Raw genomic sequence first — 24679 nt, 5'->3', positions numbered from 1 at the left:
GATCACCATTTTTTCCCGGAACTTTTGGTAAAAGAGCCTCGCTTGAAGCAGGCATCCCCAATGGCTTGCAGTTCCTCAGTGCTTCGTCCTTCTCTGCTGCTTTCACAGGTAAGCGAGGCCAAATGCTCCGCTTTCTTTTGGGCTTTGGTTTCTGCGCTGTCACAGCCAGTAATTAAACACACCATAACTGCTATGGATAGACCTAATTTTTTCATTGCTTCTCCTTGTTGTTTGAATTGAATTACCATTTTTTTCCTGAACTTTTGTGATAAGACCCGGCACGAAAACGCTCATCTCCGGCTGCCTGAATGGCTTCCTTGTCAGCGCTGGCCGCATCTTTTACTGCTTGAGCATTTTGTTGTGCCATCAATAAGCCCCGAATCTGCATGAGCTGGTGGTTTTGTTGACTGGCTAATTGCGAGGCGGCTTGCAATGCCTGTTTTTGACCTTCGGCACTTTGCGCTTGAGATTGCAAGGTACGGAGTTTAGCGGAATCTGCTTTTAAGCTTTGTTGCTGCTTATCAATGCCTTTGAGCATGGCATCATTGGCTCGTTTTTCAGCAACGGAAGACGCAAGTCTTGCTTGTTTAATTTTTCTGAGTTCTTCAGCTGAACATTGGCCACTGCCATTAAAACAGGCGGTATTTTGGTAATATTCCTGACTTTGAAATCGGTCAAGATAGCCTTGGAGGCTGCCTGCTTCTTGCTTGTAATAGTCAATGGTATTGGTCGATTCAAGCAAATTATTAATAATCGAATTGGCATTGTCCCATTCGAATGAAGTCAGTGACCTGGTGTTATCCAGCATATTTTGGTACTGGTTAACCTGATTTTTATATTGATCGATTTGCGTTTTGTATTCATTCGCTTGGGTCATGATCATTCGTCCGTTTTGAAGCCAGTTTGCTACATCAAAAACGGGCGCACCCGATGCAACGGCATGAAGCGACCAAAAATAAATCAGCATCATTTTAAATTTCATAACTTTTCTCCTTTATTAATAAGCAAATTGGCGATAAGGCCGGTTAAAGGTTAAGTCTTTCACCACGATAATATTGAAGCGGTAGCCAGGACGGATATTGATAGTCGGCGAGACATTCAGATTTTTGGATACCAGCTGCGAGGTCACTTCCCCCAATTGCTGGCCTAAGGCCTGACTTAAGACACTGCCCGCAGTTGGCTGGGCAAAGCCGTATTGATTGGCTTGATTGTTGTTTTGGCCGTAGGTAATGCCGGCCACAATCCCTGACATCAAAAGTGCAGAGCCATAAATTCTTGCGTAATGATGATCTACCTGATCGCGATAACCAGCGAAACCCGCACTATCCGCACCGGGCATAGAGCCAATATCCAGCGCTTTACCATCCGGGAAAACCAGCCGTTGCCATGCAACCAGCACCGAATTTTGACCAAAGCTCACATCGCTGGAATAAACCCCTATCAGTTTTGTGCCTTGCGGTATTAACAGATGTTTGCCTGTTGGCGTGTCATAAACATTCTGTGATACCTGACCGATGATTTGTCCCGGTAATTCCGAGGAAATGCCGCTAATCATCACGCCGGGAATAACAGAGCCTGCCCGCAACTCAAATCGGCTATTGGGATTTTCAAGCTTTGAGTTTAAATGCCAACGCATCTCGTTTTCGTCACCGCCTATATTCAGAGCCACCGGTTTGGCGTTTTGCCTTTCCTGTAGAACTTGCAGCTGTGCCTTGAAGGTAGAGGCCACGTCCATATCCATGGCAATACTCTGATTGGCTGGTACAGATCGTGATTGCTCTTTATTGTTCAAGCGAGTGTTATCAACCATGATGGCGGTTTTAGCTTTGACTGCTTCTTCAAAGTCCTGCGTTTTTTCCTGCCGGATACGTTCTATTTCAGTGTCTGAAACAGTTTGATCTTCGATATCCATGGGCTTGGGCATGGGGGCAGGTAAGTCAGTTAATGGCCTAGCGGGTTGAATTTCTGCAAGGGCAGGCAAAACACCTGCCTTATGGTTTCCCACAACCTCATTGGCAAGGCTTAAAGTATTTTTTTTGGCGCTGGCAATTTTCACCGGCTCTACGACCTGATTCTGTGCATTGCCCCGCTTATAGGCCACCAAAGCAATCAGCAAGACAAATACGGTTAGAACACCAATAGCAATGACCAATGGCAGGTTATTGACTCTTTTCACGCCTGCAGTATTGAGCTTTTGCGGCGAAGAATCAGGAGATAGCAAATCTTTATTTGGCTTCATCAACATTACTCCTTGTGTGACCAGGCGCTAACCGGGGTGAGCTGGTTCTTGCGGCTTTCATAAAGCCTGCTCAAAGCCTGCGTGTTGATATACAGGCTGACTCGATACAGTTGGCCGGGTTCAAGTTCATCCACAACATAGAAAAAATTGGCATTTTGTCTTGGCTGGACGTTTTCAATCACGCCATAACCTTTTTTTCGCATCTCATGGATAAGATTCATCCCGAAACCATCCGTTACCTTTTGGTTTAGGCGAAAGGTATTCTGCGCTGGTGGGTAAATACGGGTTATTTGCATTACCGCATCTTGAGCCAGATAAATATCCTTGCCTTGCGATGGTGCAGTAAAATTGCCATAACGCATCGTTGTACAGCTGGATAACAGAACAATCAGAAGCAACAGACTGATTTTTTTCATCGTTAGCACCTCGTAATGGTAATTTTTTCTTGTGTTGAGCCACTGCCAATAACCAGAATGGCTTTGTCAAACACGTTATCTACAATGTAGCGACACCCCTGTAGCCTATAATTCACCATCACCGATTCAGATTTTTTAAAAAGACCGCCGCTGCGCAAAACCAAGAGGGCAGGAGCTTCGTTTTGCGACATGCTAGCCGCCATTTCAATAATGGTTTTAACACCATTGTTATAAACGCGAACCGGTTTAAACCGCGCGTTGCCTTGAATCCTGTAATTGAAATTCAGATTGCCAAGGTATTCATTGGTTTCAGCAAAGGTGTTTTCCTTTTTTTGTTCAGCCTGCATGCGTTTAAGCATCTGCCATTTGGCTTTCGCCTCATCAGGATAGGTAAAGGAAACATAAGGCATAAAGTCATAGCGATCAGACTTTAACCGGAAATGGTAGGTTCTTCTGTCGGTGGTGACTACGAGCGAAGTATCAAGTCCGGCATCTTTAGGTTTAATCAGCAAATGGATTTGTTGATTGAAGCCTGTGCCTGTAATCGAAGGTTCAACCATAAAGCGCGGATCGCCCACATTCATGTCGTTAAACTCTTCCCCGGGCTGCAAGGAGATATCACAGACCTGCAAGGGTGCGCAGACCACTCTGATTTGGCCGGAACCATAAACAAAGCTGACCGAGCCATCAGTAGATTGAAAGGGCTTGCTGGTTTTATCACCTTGTTGAAAGCGCTCGGCAATATTCAAAGCCAACTTGTCATGAGCAGAGAATTCAGGCACATTGGTGGAAAAATAAAGGTTGGCAAGTTCATTATTGTCCTGAGAAAAACCCGCCAGCGGCAGCAATAAGCCCAATGAAAGGATTAATTTTTTCATGCGTTTTCTCCATGTTTTAAGTCATAAGACCAGTTAAAGTCGCGGATATAAATCAGGTGCGGGTTTTTCAAGATGAGATCGCTTCCGATGTCATTGACTTCATTTTCCTGATACATGGTGACAAGGGCCTTCATTAATGCAGGCTTTTGTTTAATGGTTCCATCACGATTTCTAACCGTTTCTATCCAATCAACCTGCCAAGTGTCCTCAGTCTCTTGCAGAACCGATCGAATCTCGATGCTGACCAGCTCGTGGGCCGCTCTTTCAAAGGGATTGGACTGTTGCTTGTCGCTATAGAATTCCTGAACCTTGGTGAGAGCCGCATCGTTTTGGTTTAACCAGGCATAAACCTGAAAGACTGCTTTTTTCTGCAGCTCGCTATCAGCACTGACAACGCGAAGGTTCTCAATGAAATGGGCTGCGGTGGTGCGGTAATCATCAATGCTTGCCTGCCCAAGCCTGTCAGCACGAGTGACCGAGAGGGTGTTACCACTGTAATCTTGTTGAAAGACCAGCGGGATAAACTTGGACTGACTTCCTATCGCAATCAATCCACCCACGGCAGCAAGCGTTACCAGTAAACTTGCGAGACTGACCAGCTGCCAGATTTGCAGTGATTTCATCAAGCCTGCGGTGTGGGTATTCCAGGCCCTTTTGGCATTGAGATAAGGGTTATCGGTTAGCCTTAGTTTCCTGGATTCTGGTTTAAGCCATTGTCTGATTTTATTCATGCTGCTTCTCCGTATTGGTTCATCGAAAGCCCTTTTTCCAGGAGCCAGTAATTCACCCATTGGTCGCCAAATTGTTGCTCCAGCTGTTTCATCCGCGCGATAGAATCAGGATCAGTTGCCCCAACGAAAGCTAACGCCCTCGGCCCCAATGCGAGCTGATAAAGCCGCTGGCCTTTTTCACTGACATAGTAGTAATCGCGTTTGGGTTGGGCGGTGGCGATGATGTCAATTTGTCGCGGGTTTAAGCCCATGCGCTCATAAATCAACCTCGTTTCTGGATCACGGGCAAAAAGATTGGGTAAAAAGATTTTGGTAGCAGTAGATTCAACGATAACGTCAAGAATGCCTGAGCCTGCAGCGTGGGATAAATGTTGTGTTGCCATAAAGACCACGCAGTTTTTCTTGGCCATGGAATCCAGCCATTCAGCGATTTTGTTTTTAAATACCGGATGTGCCAACATCAGCCATGCTTCATCCAACAAGATAAGGGTTGGTCTGCCATCCAGTGATGTTTCAATCCGTCTAAACAAATACAGCAATACTGGCAAGGCAAATTTCTCGCCCAAGCCCATCAAGTGCTCGATTTCGAAGGTCATGAAGGAAGATAATCCCAGACCATCGCTTTTAGCATCCAATAAGTGCCCCATCAGACCGTCAATGGTGTATTGTTTGAACGTTTCACGAATAGGTTCATCCTGAATCGTCATGACAAAATCGGATAAGGTTTTAGAACCACTTTGATGCATGCTCATAATGGCATAGCCAATCTCATTGCGCTGGGCGGGCGTTGTATTTAAGCCATTCAAAGCCAAAATAGTATCAATCCATTCCATAGCCCATGCCCTGTCACCTTTTGTTGCTAAAAACTGCAGCGGCGCAAAGGCTAACGTTGAGGCTTTATCAGCGATGGTGTAATGCTCGCCACCCGTTGCCCGGCAAGTCGGGTACATCGACATGCCTTTATCAAAAGAGTAAATACGCGCTTCTTTATACCGCCGCCAAGACAAAGCAATTAAACCGAGATGGGTCGATTTACCCGATCGGGTTGGGCCAAACATGATGCCATGACCCAAGTCTCTGACATGCAGGTTCAGCCTGAAAGGCGTATTACCGCTGGTGACACAATGAAGCAAAGGTGGTGACAGTGCCGGAAACAAGGGGCATGGTGCCTTATTCTCGCCTGTCCAAATGCTGGATGTGGGTAACAAATCAGCCAGATTCATGGTGTTAATCAAAGGCCTTCGAATATTTTCAACCCCGTGACCTGGCAGGCTGCCCATGAAGGCATCAAGGGTATTAATGGTTTCGGTTCTTGCGCTAAAGCCCAATGCATTGATATTTTTTTCAATCATCAAAGCGGCCTTTTCAACCAAAGCCCTGTCTTCATCCATCAGGATAACCACCGAGGTGTAATAGCCCTGACCGACCATGCCGGAATTGGTTTCGGCAATGGCCGATTGTGCATCTTTCACCATATCCAGAGCATCTTCATCAATCACCCCGGAGTTGTTATTAAACACTTGATCAAAAAAGCCTCTGACCTTTTGCTTCCATTTCTTACGATATTTGGTGAAATGCGCGACAGCCTCGTGTGCATCCATAAAAATAAAGCGAGAACTCCAGCGGTATTCGACCGGCAATTGAGTGAGTGCGGTTAAAATCCCGGGATAAGACTCCATGGGAAAACCTTCAATTGCCACGCATTGAATGAACTTTCGGCCAATTTTAGGGGTAATCCCGGTAACCAGCTCTTGACCGCCAATCAGGGCATCCAGATAAATGGGGTTCTTGGGCAGGTTAACCGGATGATTAAGGCCGGTGATGCAAAATTGTAAATGTCTTAAAAAATTATCATGGGCGAGCGAATCAGCCTCTTTTTCTGCGCACAATCTTTCAAGATGAAGCCCCGCACTGAGGCGCGACTCAAAATTCCGACAGGATTGTTTAAATTCATCAATCAATCGAGCGGTTTTGGCTTTATCACTCAAATGAATGCCATCGTCATCAAACATCAGCTCAACAAAACGCTTCTGTGCCAACACCGGGGGAAACCAGGTCAAGGTAATCACGAAGTACCCCTCATACAGGGTTCCCATCTGCTCAAACAGCATCCGTCTTTCTTCATCAACAGCCAGGGAAATAGCATCAGGAAAATGGGAATGATTTTTATCGCTGTAACCGGGTGCTGCCCGTCGCACCGCATCAACATGGATCATCCAGCCATTGCCCATGGAAGACATTGCCTGATTGAGTCGGAATGAAAGCATTTCACGCGCCCCATCGGTGGTATTGGCAATGTCTTCACCACTATATAGCCAGGCAGCCATGAATGAGCCGTTTTTACAAACAACCACTCCATCATCAATTACGGCAGCATAGTTAAGTAAATCGGCAAGACCTGCCTTGTGCGAACGGTGCTTTTTTAACAGTCGGGCGCCTGTTTTCAAGCGGATTTCCCAAAACAGCAGAGTTAAAAGAACAAGACCGGTGATGCTGATTAGAAAACTGATTAATTCAATCATTGATAACCTCTTCGATTAATCTTGAAAGGAGTTGAACGTGCTGGATACCAGGATTGATAGCGTCTTTGTCTCAGATAAATCGCTCGCATGGATGGGTCGGATTTGGCCATAAGACGAAGCCCTTTCAAGGCGGAAAACCACATCAACACCCCAACAAAAGCCGCCAGCCAGTCTTGAGCTGCAAATACCAGAATGGCAGACAGCAAACCTGAGAACATCACCAGCTCTCGGTCACCGCCCATAAAAAGACTTGGGCGGTTTCCACAACGACGGATTGGGATTGTGCGCAGACTCATGGCTGGACACCTTGAACAATTGCGTTTGAGGGCTTGGTGATTTCAGCACCCTTGCCAGTAATGGCAGTCATGGTATTTTGAGCGGCGACTAAAAATGCGAGCACCAGAACAAAAAAGATAAGACTTCGCATAAATCCATTTAATTCACCACCAAAAATGAGGGTTGCCCCTGCTGCTACCAGACCAATAATGGCTGCACTAAAGGCAAAGGGGCCAGTGATAGACTTCTGGATTTTAGTCAGCCATGAATCAAAGGGAAGACCGCCACCCGCTGATACCGCCAAAGCAGGATGGGTGACTAACATCAAAGCCAAAACCATTAATCCCATCAGTAAAAAGTTCTTTTGATTTAATTGGGTTAGTTGATGCATTCAATTTCTCCTTAAATAAGTTTTTCAATGTTGTAATGACCATTCTCATAGCCATGAACCGAGATGATTTCCTCTACCCTGCGCCCTTGTGGCGTTCTGGCAATATGCACAACACAATGCACCGCCTCACCAATCAGTGGCTCAATCTCAGCCGGGGCTGCAGGGTTTCTGGTAATCAGTGATTTCAAACGGTAAAGCCCTGCCAGACAGTTGTTGGCATGAAGGGTGGCAGTACCGCCTTCATGACCGGTATTCCAGGCATCCAGCAAATCCAAAGCTTCCGAGCCGCGAACCTCGCCCACGATAATTCTATCGGGGCGCATCCTGAGTGTGGTTTTCAAAAGCTGGGTCATACTGACATCGATGGTGGTATGATATTGGACACAGTTTTTAGCTGCACACTGGATTTCTCCGGTGTCTTCGATGATAAAAATGCGTTCCTCAGGCGCATGAATCACCATTTCATGGATGATGGCGTTAACCAAAGTGGTTTTGCCTGATCCAGTACCGCCGATAACCAGGATGTTACGATGCGCCGCCACTGCCTGTTCAATGACCTCACATTGGGCCTCGGTCATAATCCCCGATTCCACATAGTGATTGAGGGTAAAAACGGACAACGCTTTTTTCCGAATCGCAAAGGTCGGGCGTGAAACCACTGGCGGAAGCTGCCCGGCAAAACGTGAACCATCCAAAGGCAGCTCGCCTTCCAACAAGGGTTTAAAGCGGGTGACTTCTTTACCATGAAAACCGGCAACCGTTTTGATAATACTTTCTGCCCGTGCCTCGGTGATGTTGCCGATACAACGCATCGTTTCACCGAGACGCTCTTGCCAAAGACTGCCATCCGCATTCAGCATGATTTCTACGGTTTTATAATCTTTCAATGCCCCTTCAATCAATCCTCCCAAATCACGCCTCAGCTTTTCACGGGCTCTATCTTTAACCGTTATCCCTTGTTCTTCCAGCTCTATCATTTGCTTCAACCTCATACAGTTATTGATGGCTTTAAGCCGGGCATACCTCGTGTTTGAACTTGTTGATTAGACGATCAACCACGCGTTCCTGGCTGGGTTTGTTGTCGCAACACCAGCTTTCCTGTTGGCGATTACGATAAATGCGGCGTTGAATTTCTTCCCGATGAATTGGAAGGGATTTAGGGGCATCAAAAGCCAGACGAATTTCTCCGTGCTTATAGCCAACTACAGTGCAGTAAATATCTTCACCAATAACTATAGATTCCCCGATTTTTCTGCTCAAAACTAACATAGTGCTTCTCCTGTTTTATTTAAGTAAGTAGGCCTTGCATTGCCTGATGTTTTCTTCAACCACAGCCTTGCTGGCTGGTCTATGTGCTTCATCGGTGACATAAAAAGAATTGCGCTTTTTGATATCACGACAAAACCCAATCATTTGCGGAAGTGAGGGCGGCATTTCACAATGATCCCGACATACCAAAATGGCTTGATTCAAAACCTCATCGCCAAATTGACCTAACCCCTCCGACCACTCTTTTTTTGCAAACTCCAAAAATCCATCGCTCTTGAACTGACTGCGCCATAAATGCCCGTAAAAGACCGCAAATCGGGTAAACATGTTCTCAATTCGCTTGTCGATAGCTTTGCATGCTGACGACATTGTTTTGCTGGCATTCATCTTCTCCGGTGCTATCAGACTCTCCGTTGTCTTCGTTCCAGAAGGGGTCATAGGCTGTTGTTGCAGTATTTGTGCGACGCTTCTCATTCCTTTTCTCCTGCTTTAATTCGATTCTGACTTCATCCTCCCAGCACTTCTGCGACAACCAGTTCGCTGGAAATTTCCAGGCGGGAACCCATTCACCCTGGGCTTCATTTGCTTGGCGGGCTTTGATTTGGCTATCCAGAGCCAGCAACATGGTTTGCAGTAAATGTTCATCAGGATTGATTTGTTGAAAAATTTCAAAAGCGCGTTCACGGGATTTCTTCTCGGGGTACATCTGCCAGAAATGGTCGAATTGGCGCAATAAATAAATATAATTATTTTCTTTTATATGAGGTGTGACGGCTTTTGGGGGATCTGTTATGACGGGTTTTTCTGAACAATCCTCATAAAACCCTTTATTTTCAATGGATTGCTCAGAACAAAATGTGACGGCTTTCTGTGACGGGTTTGTGACTACTTTATTTTGAGCAAAATAACCCAAAGTGGCCAAATTACATTGTAAAATCAGCTGCAGATCTTCTGACTGCAAAGAGATTAATCCAACGCGCTCCAAAGCAGATAATGCGCGTCTGGCCTGGGCACGAGAATATTTTTCACTTTTTACCCCCTGATGTGGCTGGATATACAGTTCTTCAGCTAGCGACTGCAAGCTAATACGCCGTTTAACCCCAACCAGTCCTGTTTTAACGTCCATATACGGACGTATTCCTCTCAGATAAGCAAGCTGCTGCGAATGAGGTAATCCATATAACGCCTCAAGTTCCTCGCTATTAACCATAAAATCCACGTCCTGATATCCTTTATTCACATAATTTAGAAATTACGATGGTTTATTTTTATAAACCAATATAAGAATATGTGATTTACTTGTCAATAAAAATAAACTCTTTTGTTTGTATTATTTTGATAGAATGGCTTTTATTGATTGAGAATGCAGACTTGCGTTGATATTATTGGTAATATGGTTTAATTTTATAAACCATAAGTTTGAAATTTTTAGAGAGAATAAGTGCCAGCCCCTATCGGAAACCCTAGCGATATCATCAAAGACAAAATAAAAGAAGCTGGTGTTAAACAAGTACATCTGGCTAAAAAACTCGGAATTAGTCCGCAACACCTAAATAAAATTCTCGCTAAAAACCAGGATAGAAGCCAATACCTGCCTAAAATAGCAGAAATTTTGGGCTTGGATACAATATCAGCTGGATTGAATAATATAACCTCAATACCGATTCTATCTGAAAAGGCTCTAAAGTCTTTGGCTAAAGGATCCATTTCATTTGAAGAATTAGAGCATACGACCGATCAATCATGGCCATCAACTGTACAAGAAGATTATTATTTTTATGGCTATAGACTTGTAGAAAATATCAACTCTCAATTATTTAAAAATGATTTGCTAATTTTTAGTTCGTCTCTACCTTGCGACATGACTGGACGCATTGGACTGGCTTTTATCGAAGAGAAAGGGTTAATTTTTATAGGCACATTAAAGTACAATAGAAAAACAATAATGATTTATAATGAACGGGATTGCTTTGAGTTTAAAATAGGCGATCAGCTGATTGGAATAGCAGTCCATTTAGAAAGAAATATCGAGGAAGGATTAAAATGACAACCAGAACGATTAAAAATGTTTCTCATGATCTTCTACCAATCATCCGCGATATGAATGATCAGCTGACACTCCTGCGTAATGTAAGAAACGCTAATGATCATACGAAATTGCTTGATGCTGCCACAGGCAGTATTTTCCTGGTAGAAAAATATTTACTTGCTTTAGATGCAGAAGCAGATGAGCAGGGAATTGAAAAAGCTGTGTAAGTTTTTTGGGGGTCTTGGCTGCAAATTTTAAATAAATGGAAACTTCTTCTCAATGATTTCTGTAATCCAGGGGTACTCAGATTTTTTTAGAGCAATGCCAACTGCGCCAGTGGCTATGTAGATTTTCTCAAAGCCCAACTCATAAATTTCTTTAGCATAAGCAATACCATTTTTTTCGTCTCGCAAATCCAGATCAACATAAATCGGGATATTCTTTGCAAATTGAGGGGCATGCATAAAAAATTCCTGGATATCATTGTATGTCACAATTTTATGATTTTTTACTTCAGCAAAAAACTCCCAAGACTGTGTATTTCTAGGTTCATCATCAATAAAAATCAAACTGATTTGTTTTTGGGAATTATGTTGTTCTTTATTAGACAGTTTAAAATAAGGCACAAGATCTTTAGGCAAGATTTTAAATCCTTTTTCAATAGCGCTGTTCATAATTGTTGGATTATATAAGTAACTGGTTACTAAAACCTTTTCCGAATCCTTGGGCGCCTGCTCTAAAATATCCAAACCATTTTGATCTTCATCATAGAATTCATAGTCACAAAAAATGACTAAATTTTCACCTGCTACTATTTCAAAAAAACTCAACGCCTCTTCTGGGCTATAGAAATGCTGGTATTTAACTTGGGGCAGCTTTTTAAGCATTTCATCCCATACATCATGAACAGCGCTACTGTCATCAATAATAATCAGCATTGCATTGTTATGAGCTTGATATTCTTTTAAACACCAAGCAGGAATTTCACAGGATGGAAGCGAAATATCCAGCGTAGTACCTTCGTCTAGCCTCGAAGTTATATCAAGCTGTCCATCAATTTGTTCTAAAAATTTAATTGCATGTGGCAAACCCAAATTGACTTTTGTTTTTTCTAATTGAGCATTCGTCAAGATTTCTTTAAGTAACTCTGAGCTCATTCCCCTTCCATTGTCTTTAATGGTTATTACAGAGCCAGCAATATTAGCTTCAAGAAATACTTCAACTGTTCCGCTTTTTGGTAAAATAGCATTAACCGCATTATTTATAAGGTTGGATAACACTCGCTTTAAATTAACAGAGTTAAGATAAACCAGACTGAATATATCATTGGGATTTACTGTAAACTCAAATTCTATGTTTTGTTTTGCATACTCCATCCGCTTTTCAGATAAAAGCTCTTGAATACAAGAATGGAGAAACACATAATTATCTCCGCTGCGATCAACATTTTCATTTTTATTTTTGTACTTATAAAGCAAACTCCAAACGATATCATCCAAGCGCCGAATGGCCCTTCTACCAAAAACGCGCTCAGTTTCCTCAAGCTTTTTTTCAACTAAACAAAAGAAAGAATCTATTGCCAACAAGGGGGAGCGTATATCATGCGCAACCTGTGCCAAATTTTTTCCCAACTCGATTTCAACTTTATGTTGTTGGTATTCTTCAATTTCTTTTGCAAGATAATTTATTTCCTGGATATATTCATGCTTCAAGGGCATATTATTTTTCAAATTTGTTTCCAGTTCTTTAATAGGCCTTGCAAGGTGTCTGTCCGTTAAAATTTTAATAACCCTGTGGATCATTAATAGGCCAAGCGTAGAAATAATAAAAATGATAGTGGCCGGAATAAAAAATTGGTAAGTATTCTGAGATGCATATTTTATAGAAATAAATTCTTTACTTGCACTTTCGGCTGCAAAAGAACCAAATTTATTAGAAGAAAATGGATGAAAGCCATCGCATCTGTCGTGGTTTTCTGTACAAGGTTGTATGTTTCCATTGATTTTTGCAAGGTGGTCTAAATAAGCATTCCTGGACATAAAAAGAATTATTTTATGGTAACAGTTACCAAACTGATTATTAATTTGACCATTTAAGTAACAAAGATCCATGCTAATATGAAATGCGGAATTTGTGTCTCCGATGGTTAAAATGGAATTCCCTGTTCTATTATTTACCTCGACACCCAAAATAAAATGGTTATCTATGAATTTTTTAAAAAGCACCATCATATCAACCGCATTTAATTTTCTACTGTATTCTCCCTTGTTAAGATAGCTTACAAAATCCTGATCATTTACAAGGATGCTTAGTTTTTCTGAAACATTGGATTGCAATATCGAATTTGCATTAATAATCAGTTCGTTATTAAGGATTTTTGATTTTTTTTCAAATCCAGAATAGATAAACCACATGGCAATTAAGCTTATGCATAAGCTAATCGCAATCAAAAAGCTAATTAATTTATTAATAGCTCGTTGATAGGAGTCAAGATTTTCAACTCTTGAAAAAAACATCATAGCAGTTGCATTTTTTCAGAGCTGTTGAAACGGAGCATGTTAAATTTTTTGCGATTTTGCACGATTACTAATCCAAAGATCATTCATTGTTATCATTGCTAATTCGCAGTTTAATTTTGTTCCAGCTGACATTGTATTCACTCTCAAAATTTTCTACCGGTTGGATCATGCGTAACTGTGGAAGTGTCTTCTTTGTTTTTTCATACAACGCAATGTAGGATTTGTCGTCAATATGATTTTTAAAATAGGGTGAAAAATAATAACTGTAGTTCTCAAAATACTCCAAGGTAGATTGGTTTTGCAATACACGAGCAACGCAACTGGCCTCGGGAGTATTTTTCATTTGAACAATTAAATCCGTACAAATTGAGCTGGCATTTGAAGGAATAACAAATTTATAGGGCTTCCCTGTTTTTTTTATATACAACAAGGCGTCGCCCGACCAAATATAACTAAATGCAAAGTTTTTAGAGTCATAAATTTTGTTAAAATCACTTGTGATATGAATTTTGGCATCCTGAGTCATGCGTTTTAAATTGCTATAGGTCAATGAAACAGAGCCATCATTATTTTTCTTAACGGTATTATCATCGCTAAAACCAATGGTTAACAGATTCCCAATCTCTCCTGAATCATCAACAAGAATGACATTATTGTCTTTGGCAGACTTGAAAATATCACTCATTTTTTCATCAGGTTTAATCTCAATTAATGCTGGATTATACATAAATCCTACAATAGCATGAGTAAAGAACGCCGTATTATGTGTGTAATTGTGCGTAGTATAATATTCCTTAAAATAGGGATAGTACTCTTCTGATGACTTCCAGAGATTACTGCTCTCAATATTGGGCAATTGATTTTTGATGGTTCCATAAACCATATTACTAAAAATCATCACATCATAAATATCTTTTTGCTTATAAAAGTCGCGCAAAAACTCCGCATTAGTGTAATAAGCATCATGAGAAAAGTTTACATTACACTGCTTCTCAACAGCCTCTTTAATTTTGGGGTCTTCTAAAAAGCCATAAAAAGCAGTTACGTTGACTGTTTTTTTAGAAGTTGTACTTGTGTTTACAGCGGCATGTAAATTATTTGCCAAAAGCATACAAACGAACAGCGATAATTTTTTCATAGTAATTACAAAAACCAAAGATTATTTTATTAAGGTCATTCTTTGCTTGCGATCAAATCAGATACTAAATGTTTTGTGTCTTGTATGCACGCAAATCCAAAGGATAAATTTTTTAATGTCGCCAAATGCAAATCTTCATTGAATGTAGAGGTAGCATCGTTGATAAAAAACACTCTATATCCATACATAAAGGCCTCTCTTGCCGTTGTTTCGCAGCAACAGTTAGTCATCACCCCAACAATAATAACATCTTCAATTTTATTTGCTCGTAAAACTTCATCCAACTCCGTTTTAAAAAAGGCAGAGTATTGATTTTTATCAATAATAGTCTTACCGGTGGTGTCAAAGCCGTCTATCATTTCCCAGCCTTCACTACCATATTCAATTTTATCGCCGTTCCACCAATCTATCATTGATTTTGAAATTTCATGACTGTCATTGTGCCGCACATAAATAATGTTTACACCGGCGTTCTCAGAGGCTGAGATAATTGCTTTAATATTACTAAGTTGCTTGTCGCTAATCATGTTTAAATCATTGCGAAAAACATTTTGCATCTCTATGACTATCAGCGCGGAGCGCTTGGGATTAATCGTTAATTTATGGGTATTGTATTCGTTTATTTGTTCCAGGTTTACTGTGTAAGTCATATTATCTTCCAATTTAAAATGATATTTCGTTAGTATTGTTTCATCACCAGACAGACTTATATTCTATATCCAATGACAATCGCCCTAAATAGTTAACAACCATTGATTTAAGTCATTAATAACTGTCTCTACCTTTGCCGGCAAATCAAGCGCCTGAACTCGATCAGCACCTAAAACACGTAAATGGCCAGACCAAAGAAGCTGCATTCGCTCTAATTCATCAGACTGAAACTGAACTGGAAGAGAAAATACTGTCCCCCGATTTTGGAATGTTTGCGTAATATTATCCTTTAACCGGATTTTATCAATCAGATTAGTCTCATTGCGACATAACAACAGCAGATCATGATAATCTTTCATGCGACTGTTGGCTGCACCACGAGAAATGAGGGTTTCCAGTTTTTCGGCAAAAATAGTTTCCACTGGATACACCTCCAACGAAATAGAATCGTTAAACAAGGGTATTTCTTTGTAGCTAAAGGATGGCCAATCTAACAATACTGGCTCAACCACATCCCCGACACCAATGTCTACAAAAAATTTATCACGCATCACCCCAAATTGAACGGCAATCCCTATTTGAAACCCAGGGTAATTCATATGTTGGTGATCTAAATCGTCAAGATTGATGAACTGCATCTGAAATCCATCATCCAGATTAAGTAAACAGATTTCTTGCATGATTAATTCTATGTTGAATTTTTCCGCATTTAGTCGTCTAGCCAGTAGATCAATATCAATGGTTTCTCTGCCAATAGTCAGGTAATAGGATAAAAGCAACCCGCCTTTGAATATGAATTCATCAGAATATTCAGAACGAGAAAGTCTGGCTAAAAAACGCTCCAGAATTAATAGCTTCCAAACCTCATTAAAGCCCTTACCTCTTTCTTTCCCAATATGTTTTAATCGGGCTTTTAAGGCTTGTTCATTCATGTTGTCACCGTCAAAATATAAGGATCAAGATTAAGTCCAAATTCTCTCGCATACTGCTGAAGCTTTTTAATATCCAATTTTTGGGACGCTTTCCCACTCGCTGCTGCTTTAAGCGCTTTAATGGCAATTTCTTTACTGAGATAGCGAAAAGCGTCTATTATCGTTCTTTCTCTGTCAAAAATGACAACTGTTTCCCGCCCTATTGTGTAAATCTTTTTACCTGTTTCCATATCACGCATTCTAACAATACGAGTATGCTCACGCTTTGGTGCCGTAGTAGAATGAGGAACAGCTATCCAATGCTCTCTTGGCATTTCATCCGTCAGTTCGTATAGTGCCAACGCTGAAACCAGACAGACTATGCCTTGTGGAATACTTTTGGCAATGATAATCAGATCTTCCCATTGAAAATCCGCTTCAACAGAAGATTCAACACCGCGATAAACGCCGTGACCAATACGTTCAATCCTATTAGTTTTTACATAATAGCTGAGCCGGCTGGGATGGATACCTGCTTCACGAGCCTCTGCGGCGTGAAAGACCGGTCTTGCAAACAGATCTTTCAATGTCACTTCATTATTTGGTTTCATACCTATAATTTTAATATTAAAACCCAATAACGTCAAATGGGTTTCAATATTAAAATAACCCCGTAAAAATCCATTGTGGGGAATTTGCGTATTTGGGTACGGCTCTGTTATACTTCGTACGACAATTGTAGTGGTTTCCTGCGATTAAAATTACGGTAAAATCAATTGGTTACTTTGGCATTGACGGGCTCATAATCCGTTGGTCCTAGGTTCAAGTCCTAGTGGGCCCACCAATTAAAGTCAGTAAAATCATTATTTACACTTAATACCTTAAACCCCTGGAGGTCTGCTTCGAGACCTGCGTGCAAAATCTAAAGCGAAGTTGCACTTACACCCTCATTTGCTATCTTCCTGGTTTTAAAATTTGCGTTCCGCAATAAAGTCAAAACCACCAGTAATCCCCCGCATGGATTATGAGAAGATTCTACTTTTGGCATCAGTTATTTTTCGGGGGAATTACCGCAATTCTGCATCATGTAAAATTTTCCAGAGCAGGATTAATTAATAGGACTCAAGAAAATACTTTCCATCTTGACTTAAATAATAGATTTTTCTTTGCTTTAAATAGACACTCACATATACAATTCCCGCGCGAGCAACTTCCTTGTGGAATTTCACCACTGATATTTTGTTATGGTCGAGCGCATATAAGGCTTTTTTTAGTATATCAAGGTTTAAAGACTCACCGAAAACAAACAATTTTTTGTCTATGGATTTATTAATTTCTACCGCAGGGAAATGGTACAACATTGAATTTTTTGAATAAAAAGCGAGTTCATCATTAATCACATCATAAGTTTGTCTGATAACTCCTAAGGTTTGTAGTTTATTCGCAAATTGAACGAAGTCTCCAGGAGAATGGTATCTATCGATACAGAGAGCCTTTATTTGTTTTTGTACTTCAGCGTTCTGAGCAAACGAGGAGGTCGAAATGAACAATAATACAAAAAGACTGATTTTTAAACTTTTAATAATCATAACGTGTTTTACTTTGTTTAATAAATGTTGTGATAGTATCACAGGTCTAAAGGATTGAAACCGCTATTAAGTTATTAACAAAATAATTCATTAGTTTTTGACAATACGGTCGAGTCCATATAAGACCCTTGCCTCAAATAAAAAAATCCTGCTTCATGGCTTTCTTAACAAGGTTTAGTGTTTCATTTGCTACTTCATTCGCCTTGATTGTTCCCTTTTGTAAAATACGGAGTACTTCCTGTGGATGTGCAGCATACTCTTGTCGACGTTGTCGCATAGGTTGTAATATTTTTTCAATAGAATCTATTAGTTTTCGCTTGCATTCAACGTCTCCTATAGTGCCCTCTTGATATTTTTGTTTGGCTTCGTCAACCCACGCAGCATCTGGTGTAAATGCATCATGAAAAATCCACAGGGGGTTATTCTCAATGGTACCTTTGTCTGTTGCACTGATTCGATTCGGATCCGTATACATGCCCATGACCTTCTTTTGAACAGTCTTACTATCATCTGATAATAGAATGGCATTATTTAGCGATTTACTCATTTTTAATAAACGGCCTTCATCATTAGGTCTACCAGTACCCACCAATTTTTTCACCCTTCCAAGTTTCGCTTTTACAATGGGTAGCAACCCACCAAGCGCTAAATTTTCGTCATCAGTCGCATGAGCGTCCACACCGCAATAGAGCTGATTAAACCGCCTTGCAACTTCACGGGTCATCTCAAGATGGGCAATCTGGTCTTCCCCTACAGGAACAATTGCGGGACGAAATGCTAATATATCAGCGACTTGCCCCACAGAATATAAGGGAAATCCGAAAGAATAATTCTCGCCTAATTGTTTATCTCTAATCTCATCTTTAATTGTGGGATTGCGCATAACCCGAGCAAAAGGGAGTAACATACTAAAGAGGAATGTTAATTCAGAAATGGCTGGCACCTCAGACTGTATGAAAATATGGCTTTTATCAGGATCGATACCTGCAGCCAGGTAATCCAGGGTGATATCCAATACACTTTGCCTAATATCATGAGGCCGTTCATGTCGAGTGGTAAACGCATGCATATTGGCTAACAAAAAGAAGCATTCATAATCATCTTGCAGTTGTATGATATAGGCGCGGATTTTTGGACGAAAAAAAGGTATTTTTAAGAGCTATTCTTCTATTATAAGAGGAGAATAGGATGACCAAAAAGCGAAATTATTACACTGCATCAAAAAAATCAAAGATTGCACTTGCTGCCATTGAGGGGAAATTGACCCAGGCCCAGTTAACCAGCGAGTACGGCGTGCATGCTACCCAAATTAAAGCCTGGAAGCAAACGGCATTGCAAGCGATATCTGACGTGTTTTCCAACACTCGCGACAAAGATAAAAAAACACAAACAGAACTTATCGATGCCTTATATGAGGAAATTGGTCGGCTCCAGGCACAATTGTCCTGGTTAAAAAAAAAATTTCCATCTGAGCCTGGATGAAAAACGCAGACTCATCGATAGCAGCGCTGAAATAACGATCCGAGAGCAGTGCATGCTACTCGGATTGAGCGTTTCCAGTTACTATTACAAGGCGTCTTCCATATCAGCAGAAGATGAGCGATTAATGACGCTGCTTGACGAGCATTATCTCCAATATCCCTGTGAAGGCAAAATTAAGCGCGCACAATGGCTATCAAAAGAGGTTGGTTATACTGTTGGTAGACGTCGTATCAAGAGACTCATGGAGGTCATGGGGTTAGAAACCGTCTACCCAAAGCCAAATACAAGCGTACCCAATAAAGAGCACACCGTGTACCCCTATTTATTGCGAGATATCGATATCACAAAACCCGATCAAGTATGGGCGGCGGATATCACATACGTCAGGATGAAAGGCGGTCACGTCTATTTGCTCGCCATTATGGATTGGTATAGCCGCTATGTGGTTCAATGGGCCGTTTCACCAACGCTTGAGGCTGAATTCTGTGTAGAAGCACTTAGAAATGCTTTGCTGAAAGGACGATGTGAAATCTTCAACACTGATCAAGGGTCACAATTCACCTCAAGTGACTGGATAAACACGCTAAAAACCCACAGGATCTCCATCAGTATGGATGGGCGAGGTCGCTACCTTGATAATATTTTTATAGAGCGTTTATGGCGTAGTGTTAAACAAGAAAAACTCTATCGATATTCTTTTGAGTCAATTGAAGAAGTTGAGCTGGCATTATGTGAATACTTTGATTATTATAACCACCGAAGACCGCACCAGTCCTTCAGATATTTCACACCAGCGGACATGTATTTTCAACACCGTAAAAAAACATGAGCTCCGTGTGTCATGGCTTACCCACAGGGTCAACAGGCCTATCCGAGACAATGAAAGCTCTCCTGGCCTATGGACTTGTGGATAAGCCATTCTGAGAGCAAGGTGATTAGACTAACAAGATGGGAATAGCTCTTATTTTCCCTGAATTTTGTTCCAGTGCCCCGGACCTATCTAAGTACACGATTCTCTAATGAGCCAACCCAATGACCAAGATGTAACTGCCCTGTTGGAGTGTCACCCGTTAGTAATATTTCTTTGTTTGCCATTTACGACCACCCATGAAAAAATTTTATTATATGTATTCAATCATGATGAATATACCACTGAGCAAATTTTTAAAACATTATATTGCGCTACTGTTTAGGTCATGTCATTTCAGTACGCAAAAAACCAAAACGCCGCATTTGCAGCCATATCATGGAATGAGGACACGCCCTAATGTGATGTGACAACAGACCCTAATTAAAGCATTGAATATAAACCTGTGTAATCTGATATCGCGTGATTGCTTATTGTTTTCAAAATGCACAGAACCAGATTACAATTAGACGTCACTTTGTAACATCCTTCCAAAACTGGTATGACACCTTAAAGGATAAGCGGTATGAAACAGGCTAACGACCTTTTTTTGATAGTAAAGCAGCAACTGCGTTTGCATGGAATCACATATAAAATGCTTGCCGAAAAATTGAATCTGTCCGAACCCAGCATTAAACGCATTTTTACCCAAAAAGATATAAGCTTGAGCCGTTTAGAAAGTATTTGCTCCTGTTTCTACATGTCAGTCTCAGATGTTTTTGCTCTTCTTGAAAAAAGTAAAGAACGCATTTTGTATTTAACGGAGAGTCAGGAGCAAGAATTAGTAAGTGAAACAGAATTACTGTTAGTTGCCATTTGCATTCTTAATCATTGGACATTTCAAGATATTTTAAAATTTTACAAAATATCCGAACATGCTTTAATTCGCTATGCAGCACGCCTCGACCAGATGAAAATTATTGAATTACAACCAAACAATCATTTTAAGCGCCTCATCGATCCACATTTTCATTGGATTCCTGATGGGCCTATTCAACGCTTTTTTCAAAGAAATGTACAGAAAGATTTTTTTGATTGCCATTTTGAAAAACCCACAGAGTTGTATTTGGTGCGAAGCGGCATGCTCAGCGAGCAGGATAATCTAAGTTTTCAAAAAATTTTAAACGAAACAGCTAAGGAATTTGTAAAATTGTGCCGTGATAGCGTGCACATTCCTATTGATAAACGCCAGGGGAGCGCATTAATTATTGCGATGCGCCCCTGGGTTCCTCAAATTTTTGACTCGCTTAAGCGCTAAATAACCATCGACTCTTGCATCTCAAGAAGCATTTGTTTGGCCGATACATAATCTTTTTTTCCGTTACCTAGTTTGGGTAAATCCGTTATGTATTTTATTTGCCCGGGCAACATAAATTTCGGTAATGACGCTGCTAATAAATGCTGTCTTAATTCAGTTTCAGAAACAGGTGCTGAATAGAGCAAAGCTAATTCTTCCCCTTTTTTATCATGAGGTATAGATACAGCCATAACATCAATAGGCTCTTCATATACCTCTTGCCATGCAGTTTCAACAGCGCTTAAGCTAATCATTTCTCCAGCAATTTTAGCAAAGCGGGAATAGCGATCAACAATGGTAAGAAAACCCTCACTATCAAGGTGGCCTTTATCTCCTGTTTTATACCAATGGTAATCATTATCTTCAATTAATACTTCCTTCGTTTTTTCTGGCATATTTAAATACCCTTGCATGATTTGAATACCACCAATGAGAATTAAACCATCTTCCCCTACTGGCAAATCTTCACAGGTTTCAGGATGTACCACTCTAAAAGCACAACCCGGTAAAGGCAGCCCAACTGTTCCTGGTTTATTTGCTTTATGCACATGCCAATCCACTAATGAAATAGCATCGGGTAGATTACAACTGGCAACAGGCGCAACTTCAGTCGCTCCATATCCTTCATAAATTTCTTGATGAAATTTCTCTTTAAAATCTCTGTAAACCGTTGGAGAGAGCTTTTCTGCTCCAGCAATGACCATACGCAGTGACGATAGCATAAGAGGATGAACCGATGGATTGCGTGCAAATAACCCTAATATGCTGGATGTGGAACAATACAAAGTAACTTTATGTTTATAAACTAATTTTGCAATTTCTAATACTTTAACAGGATCAGGACAACAGAGTACAGGCACGCCTTTTATTAATGGAAGCAGCGTAGTAATAGTTAAACCAAAAGCATGGAATAATGGTAATGAGTTCAACATAACATCCTTGCTTTCCAGACCCATAACTTCTACAACTTGATTTATATTACTTAAAATATTTGCATGACTGAGTTTAATTCCCTTAGGGCACCCTTCGCTGCCACTGCTGAATAATATAGCTGCCGTACTATATACATCTACAGGCTTTACAAATAAGTGTTTTATTATTGTTACAGGCATTAACTTCGCGAAGAATGCTAACGCCATAATATATGGTCTGGATTCTTTCGTTATTAAATCCTCAAGAAAAATCAAATGCGTATCAGGTGATACAATATCAATCCCACGACCCTCTAATTTTTTGATAAAAAGTCGCGAAGTAATAACTGTTTTAATCGATGCCTGATGTTTTGCTGAATCGAAACTTGCGACACCTACTGTATAGTTTAAATTAACTATTGTTTTACCCAATAATAACACTGCTAAATTAGCGATAATTCCGCCAGCACTGCTCGGAAAAATAATGCCAACATTTTGTTGATTTTTAAGAATCGACTTTAATTTTGTTCTTACGTAAAGAACGCTTCCAAGGAGTTGAGCCACTGAAATTTTTTTCTTTTCTCCTTCAATAATGGCTGTGGAATTCATCCTTTCTTTTGCTTTTAGCAACCACTCTGTTTGAATGTTATTTTTTTCCTCTATGGCATATTTCCAGGCTTGAATGGATAGTTGTTTGACTTTTTGCCTTACTGCTTGTGCTGAGCTGTTAATATCTAACGCTGCACCATATACGACACTTACCATTCTTTTAGTCACTTTTGAATGGGAGTTCGAACTATAGGAAGTTTTTGAGCCCCAAAGTCCATGTAAGTAAAAAGGAATGATAACTGCGTTACAGTTGATGGCCGAGCGCTCAAAACCTGAGTGAAATAAACCAATTTGTCCATTGATACTTAAACGTCCTTCAGGAAACATGGCTACAACTTCGCCTGCATTTAATGCATTATTAATCTCTTTTATTGCATTTTGGCTGGCACCTCTGGCAATGGGTATCGCTTTAAATTTCTTAAACAACCATCTAAGGTACCAAATTTCGGTAAAGGAGCGCTCAACAACAAAGCGAATCGGTCGTGGACTGGAAATTTGTAGCACTGCCCAGTCAATAAAGCTCACATGATTTCCCAACAATAAAACACCTCCATTTGAAGGTAAATTATTTAACTGATAAACATGGATTTTGTAAAAACGCGATGCAATAAAATAAGCCATGTACCGTATTAAGGAATGTGGCAAGGTAACAAGAGTAAAAATTGTTCCGGTTAATGCGATAGCTGATAGTCCATACATTATAAATTGACTATCTACTTTGACTAAACCAAGCACTATATTCAAAACTAAAAAGCTGAACATAAAACAGTTTTGCAAAAAATTATTAGCAGATTGCACTTTACCTGCTTCCTCGCGTGGAGCAGAAAACTGAATTAATGCATTCAAAGGAACAACTAACATTCCTCCAAAAAAACCATACGCTAAAAATAAAACCATGATAGCTATTGCACTGTTTAAATGAGGCAAAATAAACAGTCCCGCTGTAATTCCCACTGCTGCTGCGGGAATTAAACCGGTTTCAATAAATCCTTTTGATACTTTACCCGCATACAAAGCACCAAATAAAATACCAATTCCACCCATGGCGAGCGACCCCTGGGCAAATAGAACGCTAACGTCACCAATGTGTTCTTTCAAAAATGCACCATAGCTGGCCAAAAGGACTTGATTCACTGCCCAAAATACAGATAACCCTATTATGCAGGTAAAAATCACACGATTTTGACAGGTTTTATGTAAATAACTTTTTAAATAGTGACCGTTAAAATACCGTGATGGATTATAGTTTGATTGAGGAGCTGCAGCTTCTTTTTTGATTAAGCGAAAGGTCATTGCTGTTTCAAACATTGAAAATGCAATCAGTAGAAATCCAAGGGGAGCAAAGTGCATGAGTATTAACGATTTGTCCACACTGGTGTGCAAACCGGCTTTTTGCATAAAATGGCTGAACATACAGGTAAAAACAAAAGTTGCTCCAAGTATGGCGAGAATGGTCAGTGTTTGCACTACCGCATTCGCCTGCGACAAATGTTCTTTACCAAAAATTTCCTTAATATAGCCATATTTTGCAGGTGAATTTAATGCGCTTTGTATCCCCAATAATAATGTTAGAAAAAACGAGCCCCAGAAATATCCTTTGAAATAACAGATTGTTATCATAATGGTTAATGGAATGCTTGCTGCGGCAGTAATTTTTAATACACTCGCTTTGGGAAATTTATCAGCAATAAAGCCAGAGGGCGTAAATAATAGAATATACGGTAGAAGAATAAATGCATTAATGATGGATGAAAGTATCGTATATTTAGTGCCTGAAACGGTTTGATAGAGGGTGTCCTGTATTAAGATTTTATGACCTAAATCTACGAATGTATTCAAAAACACAATGGCCATGTATGGAAAAAATCCTTTGATACTGGAGAGCTTCATAGATACCTCAAATTCTAAATGGTC

The 24679-nt window shown here is 40.4% G+C and carries 26 protein-coding genes and 1 pseudogene; 5 read left to right on the top strand and 22 right to left on the bottom strand.

Annotated elements, in window-relative coordinates; genetic code table 11:
* Window positions 1-2: 2 nt before the first annotated feature.
* Genes E4T54_RS08910 through E4T54_RS08850 form a run of 13 tightly spaced genes read right to left on the bottom strand, consistent with a single transcriptional unit; the run spans window position 3 to window position 9941 of the window.
* On the bottom strand, window positions 3-215 hold the full coding sequence (locus E4T54_RS08910) for a hypothetical protein (protein ID WP_028386413.1): 213 nt from the start codon (window positions 213-215) through the stop codon (window positions 3-5).
* 26 nt (window positions 216-241) lie between these two features.
* The gene (trbJ, locus tag E4T54_RS08905) at window positions 242-982 is read right to left on the bottom strand and encodes a P-type conjugative transfer protein TrbJ (protein WP_028386412.1); all 741 of its coding nucleotides are present in this window, start codon (window positions 980-982) and stop codon (window positions 242-244) included.
* A gap of 15 nt (window positions 983-997) precedes the next feature.
* Window positions 998-2239 (bottom strand): TrbI/VirB10 family protein, encoded by a 1242-nt coding sequence (locus tag E4T54_RS08900; RefSeq protein WP_028386411.1) that lies wholly within the window; start codon window positions 2237-2239, stop codon window positions 998-1000.
* Between the two features lie 5 nt (window positions 2240-2244).
* On the bottom strand, window positions 2245-2655 hold the full coding sequence (locus E4T54_RS08895) for a conjugal transfer protein TrbH (RefSeq protein ID WP_028386410.1): 411 nt from the start codon (window positions 2653-2655) through the stop codon (window positions 2245-2247).
* Window positions 2656-2657: 2 nt separating this feature from the next.
* Window positions 2658-3533 (bottom strand): P-type conjugative transfer protein TrbG, encoded by an 876-nt coding sequence (gene trbG, locus E4T54_RS08890; protein ID WP_028386409.1) that lies wholly within the window; start codon window positions 3531-3533, stop codon window positions 2658-2660.
* A complete protein-coding gene (locus E4T54_RS08885) occupies window positions 3530-4264 on the bottom strand; it encodes a conjugal transfer protein TrbF (protein WP_028386408.1) in 735 nt (244 codons plus the stop codon). Before E4T54_RS08885 ends, trbG begins: the two co-directional genes overlap by 4 nt.
* Window positions 4261-6786 carry a VirB4 family type IV secretion/conjugal transfer ATPase gene (locus tag E4T54_RS08880; protein WP_028386407.1) on the bottom strand — a complete coding sequence of 842 codons (2526 nt, stop codon included), beginning with the start codon at window positions 6784-6786 and terminating at the stop codon, window positions 4261-4263. Before E4T54_RS08880 ends, E4T54_RS08885 begins: the two co-directional genes overlap by 4 nt.
* Entirely contained in the window at window positions 6783-7082 is a 300-nt protein-coding gene (locus E4T54_RS08875) for a conjugal transfer protein TrbD (protein WP_028386406.1), read from the bottom strand. Before E4T54_RS08875 ends, E4T54_RS08880 begins: the two co-directional genes overlap by 4 nt.
* Complete coding sequence (locus E4T54_RS08870; protein WP_028386405.1) at window positions 7079-7453, bottom strand: TrbC/VirB2 family protein; 375 nt, start codon at window positions 7451-7453, stop codon at window positions 7079-7081. Before E4T54_RS08870 ends, E4T54_RS08875 begins: the two co-directional genes overlap by 4 nt.
* 11 nt (window positions 7454-7464) lie before the next feature.
* Entirely contained in the window at window positions 7465-8430 is a 966-nt protein-coding gene (trbB, locus tag E4T54_RS08865) for a P-type conjugative transfer ATPase TrbB (protein WP_028386404.1), read from the bottom strand.
* A gap of 31 nt (window positions 8431-8461) precedes the next feature.
* Window positions 8462-8722 (bottom strand): carbon storage regulator CsrA, encoded by a 261-nt coding sequence (csrA, locus tag E4T54_RS08860; RefSeq protein WP_028386403.1) that lies wholly within the window; start codon window positions 8720-8722, stop codon window positions 8462-8464.
* 15 nt (window positions 8723-8737) lie between these two features.
* A complete protein-coding gene (locus tag E4T54_RS08855; RefSeq protein ID WP_028386402.1) occupies window positions 8738-9049 on the bottom strand; it encodes a hypothetical protein in 312 nt (103 codons plus the stop codon).
* A gap of 4 nt (window positions 9050-9053) precedes the next feature.
* Complete coding sequence (locus E4T54_RS08850) at window positions 9054-9941, bottom strand: hypothetical protein (RefSeq protein ID WP_028386401.1); 888 nt, start codon at window positions 9939-9941, stop codon at window positions 9054-9056.
* Window positions 9942-10163: 222 nt separating this feature from the next.
* Here E4T54_RS08850 and E4T54_RS08845 point away from each other — a divergent pair, with 222 nt between their 5' ends.
* Together E4T54_RS08845 and E4T54_RS08840 are read left to right on the top strand one after the other, a co-directional pair.
* Window positions 10164-10769 (top strand): helix-turn-helix domain-containing protein, encoded by a 606-nt coding sequence (locus tag E4T54_RS08845; protein ID WP_035902187.1) that lies wholly within the window; start codon window positions 10164-10166, stop codon window positions 10767-10769.
* The gene (locus tag E4T54_RS08840) at window positions 10766-10978 is read left to right on the top strand and encodes a hypothetical protein (protein WP_028386400.1); all 213 of its coding nucleotides are present in this window, start codon (window positions 10766-10768) and stop codon (window positions 10976-10978) included. The genes E4T54_RS08845 and E4T54_RS08840 overlap by 4 nt, the downstream gene beginning before the upstream one ends.
* 27 nt (window positions 10979-11005) lie before the next feature.
* On the opposite strand, the gene E4T54_RS08835 is transcribed toward E4T54_RS08840, so the two are convergent.
* The 7 genes from E4T54_RS08835 to trpS all read right to left on the bottom strand — a co-directional run bounded on the left by E4T54_RS08835 (window position 11006) and on the right by trpS (window position 18628).
* A complete protein-coding gene (locus tag E4T54_RS08835) occupies window positions 11006-13270 on the bottom strand; it encodes a sensor histidine kinase (RefSeq protein ID WP_028386399.1) in 2265 nt (754 codons plus the stop codon).
* A 79-nt stretch (window positions 13271-13349) separates the two neighbouring features.
* On the bottom strand, window positions 13350-14408 hold the full coding sequence (locus tag E4T54_RS08830) for a type 2 periplasmic-binding domain-containing protein (RefSeq protein WP_028386398.1): 1059 nt from the start codon (window positions 14406-14408) through the stop codon (window positions 13350-13352).
* 35 nt (window positions 14409-14443) lie between these two features.
* The gene (locus E4T54_RS08825; RefSeq protein WP_051550897.1) at window positions 14444-15058 is read right to left on the bottom strand and encodes an isochorismatase family protein; all 615 of its coding nucleotides are present in this window, start codon (window positions 15056-15058) and stop codon (window positions 14444-14446) included.
* 84 nt (window positions 15059-15142) lie between these two features.
* Entirely contained in the window at window positions 15143-15991 is an 849-nt protein-coding gene (locus tag E4T54_RS08820) for a nucleotidyl transferase AbiEii/AbiGii toxin family protein (RefSeq protein ID WP_028386397.1), read from the bottom strand.
* Entirely contained in the window at window positions 15988-16581 is a 594-nt protein-coding gene (locus E4T54_RS08815; RefSeq protein ID WP_028386396.1) for a type IV toxin-antitoxin system AbiEi family antitoxin domain-containing protein, read from the bottom strand. Before E4T54_RS08815 ends, E4T54_RS08820 begins: the two co-directional genes overlap by 4 nt.
* Before the next feature lie 501 nt (window positions 16582-17082).
* Complete coding sequence (locus E4T54_RS08805) at window positions 17083-17559, bottom strand: DUF1398 family protein (protein WP_028386395.1); 477 nt, start codon at window positions 17557-17559, stop codon at window positions 17083-17085.
* A gap of 133 nt (window positions 17560-17692) precedes the next feature.
* Entirely contained in the window at window positions 17693-18628 is a 936-nt protein-coding gene (gene trpS / locus E4T54_RS08800; RefSeq protein WP_425324515.1) for a tryptophan--tRNA ligase, read from the bottom strand.
* A gap of 119 nt (window positions 18629-18747) precedes the next feature.
* On the opposite strand from trpS, the gene E4T54_RS08795 reads away from it, so the two are divergent.
* Both E4T54_RS08795 and E4T54_RS08790 read left to right on the top strand, forming a co-directional pair.
* The gene (locus E4T54_RS08795) at window positions 18748-19041 is read left to right on the top strand and encodes a hypothetical protein (RefSeq protein ID WP_115152800.1); all 294 of its coding nucleotides are present in this window, start codon (window positions 18748-18750) and stop codon (window positions 19039-19041) included.
* Window positions 19028-19870 (top strand): IS3 family transposase, encoded by an 843-nt coding sequence (locus E4T54_RS08790; RefSeq protein WP_058387102.1) that lies wholly within the window; start codon window positions 19028-19030, stop codon window positions 19868-19870. Before E4T54_RS08795 ends, E4T54_RS08790 begins: the two co-directional genes overlap by 14 nt.
* Before the next feature lie 176 nt (window positions 19871-20046).
* Here E4T54_RS08790 and E4T54_RS12190 read toward each other — a convergent pair.
* Window positions 20047-20136, bottom strand: a pseudogene (locus E4T54_RS12190) (hypothetical protein); the annotation flags it as partial.
* Between the two features lie 338 nt (window positions 20137-20474).
* Between E4T54_RS12190 and E4T54_RS08785 the strand changes: the two are divergent.
* Entirely contained in the window at window positions 20475-21206 is a 732-nt protein-coding gene (locus E4T54_RS08785; protein ID WP_028386246.1) for a helix-turn-helix domain-containing protein, read from the top strand.
* On the opposite strand, the gene E4T54_RS08780 is transcribed toward E4T54_RS08785, so the two are convergent.
* Window positions 21203-24619, bottom strand: a complete 3417-nt coding sequence (locus E4T54_RS08780) for an acyl-[ACP]--phospholipid O-acyltransferase (RefSeq protein WP_051550866.1) — start codon at window positions 24617-24619, stop codon at window positions 21203-21205. The two genes, E4T54_RS08785 and E4T54_RS08780, sit on opposite strands and share 4 nt — an antisense overlap.
* Between the last annotated feature and the right edge of the window lie 60 nt (window positions 24620-24679).

Source organism: Legionella geestiana, from assembly GCF_004571195.1.
Classification (GTDB): domain Bacteria; phylum Pseudomonadota; class Gammaproteobacteria; order Legionellales; family Legionellaceae; genus Legionella_B; species Legionella_B geestiana.
This window is presented reverse-complemented; position numbering and strand designations above follow the sequence as displayed.